At 63.8% G+C, this 5,257-nt stretch carries 5 protein-coding genes and 1 pseudogene; all 6 read right to left on the reverse strand.

The window, feature by feature from the left end; translation table 11 throughout:
• Positions 1-804, reverse strand: an 804-nt coding sequence (locus EOA23_RS31175; protein WP_145966533.1) for a sulfate ABC transporter ATP-binding protein, incomplete at its 3' end; no start/stop codon positions are given.
• 69 nt (positions 805-873) lie between these two features.
• On the reverse strand, positions 874-1,758 hold the full coding sequence (gene cysW, locus EOA23_RS31180) for a sulfate ABC transporter permease subunit CysW (RefSeq protein ID WP_042637242.1): 885 nt from the start codon (positions 1,756-1,758) through the stop codon (positions 874-876).
• Positions 1,751-2,602 carry a sulfate ABC transporter permease subunit CysT gene (gene cysT / locus EOA23_RS31185; RefSeq protein ID WP_126060014.1) on the reverse strand — a complete coding sequence of 284 codons (852 nt, stop codon included), beginning with the start codon at positions 2,600-2,602 and terminating at the stop codon, positions 1,751-1,753. Before cysT ends, cysW begins: the two co-directional genes overlap by 8 nt.
• A 63-nt stretch (positions 2,603-2,665) precedes the next feature.
• Entirely contained in the window at positions 2,666-3,694 is a 1,029-nt protein-coding gene (locus EOA23_RS31190) for a sulfate ABC transporter substrate-binding protein (protein WP_126060015.1), read from the reverse strand.
• 209 nt (positions 3,695-3,903) lie between these two features.
• A complete protein-coding gene (locus EOA23_RS31195) occupies positions 3,904-4,662 on the reverse strand; it encodes a M15 family metallopeptidase (protein ID WP_245474401.1) in 759 nt (252 codons plus the stop codon).
• A 211-nt stretch (positions 4,663-4,873) separates the two neighbouring features.
• Positions 4,874-5,257: pseudogene (locus tag EOA23_RS31200) on the reverse strand (penicillin-binding protein 1C); the annotation flags it as partial.

Genomic DNA, 5,257 nt, shown 5'->3' on the forward strand with positions numbered 1-5,257 from the left:
GGGCGGTGCATGCGTCGCCTCAAGTCCGATCGGGCGGTCGGCGATCCAGACCTCGCCGTTCTCGACTTTGACCGGCAGCGAGCTGGATTCGCCGATGAAGGAGTAGACGAAGGGCGAGTTCGGCGTGTCATAGATGTCGTCGGCGGTGCCGACCTGCTCGATGCGTCCCTGGCTCATGACGACAACGCGGTCGGCGAGTTCCAGCGCCTCTTCCTGGTCGTGCGTGACGAAGACGGTGGTGTGGCCGGTGCGGTCGTGGATCTCGCGCAGCCAGCGGCGCAGCTCGCGGCGAACCTGCGCGTCGAGCGCGCCGAAGGGTTCGTCGAGCAGAAGCACCTTGGGCTCGATCGCCATGGCGCGCGCCAGAGCCACGCGCTGGCGCTGGCCGCCGGAAAGCTGCGCCGGATAGCGCTTTTCCAGGCCCGACAACTGGACGAGGTCGAGCAGTTCCAGCGCCCGGCGCCGGATTTCCTGGCCCGAGGGCCTTGCGGCGCCGTGCCGGACCTTCAGGCCGAAGCCGATATTGTCGGCAACCGTCATGTGACGGAACAGCGCGTAATGCTGGAAGACGAAGCCGACGTTGCGTTCCTGGATCGACTTCTGCGAAGCGTCTTCCTCGCCGAAGAAGATCGCCCCCTTGGTCGGCCGCTCCAGCCCGGCGATCAGGCGCAGCAGCGTCGTCTTGCCGGAGCCCGATGGGCCCAGCAGCGCGATGAGCTCGCCGGACTTGATGTCGAGAGACACGTCGTGGAGCGCCGGAAACCGCTCAAACTCCTTGCGCACGTTGACGACGCGAACTTCCATGCAAATCCCTCAGTTCTTTGACGTATATCATTATCCCAAAACCGCTACGCAGTTTTGGGTGACATGCATCTAGTGCCCGCGTGTCGCGGCGATCTCGGCGCCGTAGCGCATCTCGAGAAGTGTTTTCAAGACCAGCGTCACCAGAGCCAGGCCGGCGAGCAGCGAAGCGACCGCAAAGGCGCCGACGGCATTGTACTCGTTATAGAGGATCTCGACATGCAGCGGCATGGTGTTGGTGAGGCCGCGTATGTGGCCGGACACCACCGAGACCGCGCCGAACTCGCCCATGGCGCGCGCATTGCAGAGCAGAACGCCATAGAGCAGCCCCCATTTGACGTTGGGCAGCGTCACATACCAGAAGGCCTGCCAGCCGCTGGCGCCGAGCGAGAGCGCCGCCTCCTCGTCGCCATTGCCTTGTTCCTGCATCAGCGGGATCAACTCGCGCGCAACGAAGGGGAAGGTGACGAAGACGGTCGCCAGAACGATGCCTGGCACGGCGAACAGGATCTGGATGCCATGCGCCTTCAGCCATTCGCCGAGCAGTCCTTGAGCGCCGAACAGAAGCACATAGACCAGGCCGGAAATGACCGGCGAGACCGAGAAGGGCAGGTCGATGAGCGTGGTCAGGAACGCTTTGCCCTTGAACTCGAACTTGGCGATGGCCCAGGCAGCCGAAAGGCCGAAGACGAGATTGAGCGGCACCGAGATCGCCGCCACCAGCAATGTCAGGCGGATGGCGGAACGCGTGTCGGCATCGCCCAAGGATTGGAAATAGGCGCCGACGCCCTTGGCGAAAGCCTCCTTGAACACGATGATCAGCGGCAACAGGAGGAAGATGCCGAGAAAGACCAGCGTGACGGTCGTCAGCGTGATGCGGACGGGACGGCTTTCGGTGACCGCGGCCGAGCGGCTCTCGTGGTGCGGCTCGTAGGACTTGATCTCGGGATCAGCCATAGCGCTTGCGGCTCCATGTCTGCACGAGGTTGATGACGAGCAGCATCACGAAGGACAGCGCCAGCATGATCGCGGCGATCGCGGTGGCGGCGGGATAGTTGTACTCCTCCAGCCGGATGACGATCAGAAGCGGCGCAATCTCGGATTTGTAGGGCAGGTTGCCGGCGATGAAGATGACCGAGCCGTATTCACCGACGCCACGCGCGAAGGCAAGCGAGAAGCCGGTGATGATGGCCGGCGCAAGGCTGGGCAGAAGCACACGGCTGATGATCTGGAAGCGGCTGGCGCCGAGCGTGGCGGCGGCCTCCTCGACCTCCTTGTCGAGCTCTTCCATGATCGGCTGGACAGTGCGCACGACGAAAGGCAGGCCGATGAAGACCAGCGCCACGATGATGCCGAGCGGGGTGTAGGCGACCTTGAGGCCGAGCGGCATCAGCAATTTGCCGAGCCAGCCGGTCGGGGCATAGAGCGTGGTCAGCGCGATGCCGGCGACCGCGGTGGGCAGCGCGAAGGGCAGGTCGACCATGGCGTCGACGACGCGGCGGCCGGGGAAACGGTAGCGGACCAGCACCCAGGCCACGAGCGTGCCGAACACGACGTTGACGGCAGCGGCGATGAAGGCCGTGCCGAAGCTGATTTCGAGCGCCTTGAGGGTGCGCCGGTCGGTGGCCAAAGCCCAGAAATCGGTCCAGCCTAGCGCGGCCGAACGCCAGATCAGCCCCGAGAGCGGGATGAGGATGATGAGCGTGAGGTAGGCAAGCGAGAAGCCGAGCGTCAGTCCGAAACCCGGAATGACACTCGGCTGTCTGAATCGCCACCCCGCGTGAGCGGGTGCTGTGGTCATGCTGTTCTGGATCGTCCCTTCTTACTCAACCAGATTGCAGTCGCCAGTTTCGAGGCTAGGCTCTCACTGGGCCGGCTTATAGATCTGGTCGAATATACCACCGTCGCCGAAATGGTAAGGCTGCGCCTTCTTCCAGCCGCCGAATTGCGGGTCGTCGATGGTGACGAGCTTGATCGCAGGCAGTTTGGCGAGGTCCTCGGCCGGAACCAGTTCGGGCTTGGCCGGGCGATAGTGGTTCTTGGCGATGATGGTCTGGCCTTCCTTCGAATAGAGCCAGGAAAGATAGGCCTCGGCCACCTTGCGCGTGCCTTTGGCGTCGACATTGGCGTCGACCACGGCGACAGGTGGTTCGGCCAGGATCGAGGTCGGCGGGTAGACGATGTCGAAATTGTCGGCGCCGAATTCGTCGAGGGCCAGATAGGCGTCGTTCTCCCAGCCGATCAGCACGTCGCCCAGGCCCTTCTGAGCAAAGGTGACGGTCGAACCGCGTGCGCCGCTGTCGAGCACCGGGGCATTGGCATAAAGCTTGCCGATGAATTCCTTGGTCTTAGCCTCGTCATTACCGTCATGCGCGTTGGCGTAGGCCCAGGCCGCGAGATAGTTCCAGCGCGCGCCGCCGGAGGTTTTCGGGTTCGGCGTGATCACCTGGACGCCGTCCTTCACCAGATCGCTCCAGTCGTGGATGCCTTTGGGGTTGCCCTTGCGCACCAGGAAGATGATGGTCGAGGTGTAAGGTGCTGAATTGTTTTCGAATTTCTTGCGCCAGTCGGGATTGATCTTCTTCGACTTGGAAACGATGGCGTTGATGTCGCCTTCGAGCGCCAGCGTCACCACATCAGCGTTGAGGCCGTCGATCACCGCGCGGGCCTGGGCGCCCGACCCGCCATGCGACTGCTGGATGGTGACCGTCTCGCCGGTCTCGGCTTTCCAGTGCGCGGCGAAAGCCTCGTCATAGGCCTTGTAAAGCTCCCGTGTCGGATCGTAGGACACGTTCAAAATGGTCGTATCGGCAAACGCGAAGCCGAGCGTGCCGAACTGGACAGATGTGGCGACCAGCGCGCCGAGCAGTTTCCTGAAATGAGGTTTGGTCATTCCCGCCTCCGTTGAACTGCTGCGAACTCTAGCGAGTTTATAGAATTTAGATGCATTGAATGTTGCCTTTTTCGCCTCCTAGAAGCAATTTTTCGCTGTATGTCCGTCGATCGAAGAAATATCTTCCTCAAGCCGGCGACACCATGAATCCCTGCCAGCCCGCCTAATTAGAACCGGCGACGGTTTGGGCAAGGCTGGATCGTTCCCGGTTAAGGCGCGGTGACCGGGAAATCGAAGCGCTGTTTTGGAAAAGGCTCTTTGGCGAGGGTGAAGTGCCACCATTCGCGCGCGTAATTGCGGAAGCCGGCGGCGTGCATGGCGGCAAGCAGCATCTTTCGGTTCGCCGCCGCCTTGGCGGAGAGCGGGCGGTGCGACGTCTCGCTCATCGGATCGAAGCAGTCGAAACCGGTGCCGAAGTCGAGCGTCTCGCCGTCAGGCGCGCCGCAGGCGGGATGAGTGGTGCCTTTCTTGCCGGGCTCAGCGATAGCGAGGTCGACGGTCGAGCCGCGCGAATGGCTGGACAGCCCGCCAACATAGCCCTTGGCGATAAGATCGCCACGCCGGACGGTCGGATACCACTGCGGATCCGGCGGGCCGGCTTCTCGCGTCCATTGGCCCATGTCGGCAACGGCGCGGGCGGACCGGTAGCAGTCGAAGACGATCAGCGTCAAGCCTTTGGCGGTCATGGTTTTCTGGACGCTGGACAGCGCCTTCGCCGCTTGCGTGGTCAGGATGCAGACGGGCGCGTCATAACCGTTGACCTCGCGGCGCAGGAAATTTTCGCGGTCGGCGTAGCGGATGTCCTGGCGGATGGTCGGATCGATATCGGCCAGCCTGACGAAGCCGGGGGGCAGAGGATCGGCAAGGGCTGGGGTGGGAGTTGCGGAAAGGAGGGCTAGCGCTGCGGCCAGAGCAACTCCTAATGGAAAGGTATGGCGCGAGGCCCCCCTCTCTGCCCTGCCGGGCATCTCCCCCTCAAGGGGGGAGATTGGCAGTTTGGGCGCCGCGCTCGTGCTTCCTGCGTTGAAGACTAGCGAAAGCCGCGAAGCGAATAATCTCCCCCCTTGAGGGGGAGATGGCCGGCAGGCCAGAGAGGGGGGCCTCGCACCGGACCTCAGCGGAGAAACTACGCGCGACCAAGCCTCGAGAAGCGCAATCCCCTGAATCGCTTGCCGCATCCTACTCAACGAAAACCTTCACGCTGGCAGCGCGGCCGGCGGCGTCGATTACCGTCAGCGTCGAATAGCCGGTGCCGTCGGGCTGCCAGGTCGCGGTGCGGCGGCGGTCGATGCCGGCGAGCGGCTTGCCGTTGGCGAGCCAGCGGAACGGCGCGCGGCCGCCCTGCAGCTTCAGCACCAGCGGCGTGGCGTCGGCGGAGTTGGTGCCGAGGTCGACGCGCGCGCCATTGGGCGGGAAGATGATGGTAGGCGCCGGCTCGGTGGCGGTGGCCTGCACCAAACCGTCGGCGCCGGCGCCGAAGCGGGCGAGCGTCACCGGCAATTCCTCGCGCTTGGGATTGAAGACACCCGGCGGCCGGCCGGGCAGCGGCACGCTGGCGAGACC

It is taken from the genome of Mesorhizobium sp. M2A.F.Ca.ET.042.01.1.1 (assembly GCF_003997405.1).
GTDB lineage: Bacteria > Pseudomonadota > Alphaproteobacteria > Rhizobiales > Rhizobiaceae > Mesorhizobium.